At 38.4% G+C, this 245-nt stretch carries 1 protein-coding gene; it reads left to right on the top strand.

What is annotated here, in order from left to right:
• Positions 1 to 245 (top strand): hypothetical protein (locus R0J92_RS25565; RefSeq protein ID WP_411053750.1); only part of this gene is annotated, 245 nt, incomplete at both ends.

Below are 245 nucleotides of genomic sequence, written 5' to 3'. Positions count from 1 at the left end.
ATTCATTTATAGGTTTGTTGGCTGCTATATCTCTGGGGATGCCATTCTTTCTAATTGCGTTTCTTAATTTCTTAATTCAAATTATCGTGCTCGCGATTGCTTTCTTTCTTCCTTTTGCCTTTATCCTGTCTTACGTTCCACAATTTGCATATAGTGGTTTCGTCTCTTTGGGAAGGATGTTCGCATTGTTTGTCTTGAAAGCCTTGCTGACTCTTGTGCTTGTGTTTGTTTATGCAATATGCGTC

It is taken from the genome of Tritonibacter sp. SIMBA_163, assembly GCF_046535935.1.
Lineage (GTDB): Bacteria > Pseudomonadota > Alphaproteobacteria > Rhodobacterales > Rhodobacteraceae > Epibacterium > Epibacterium scottomollicae.
The sequence above is the reverse complement of the archived record's forward strand: the minus strand, read 5'-3'. Positions and strand labels throughout refer to the sequence as shown.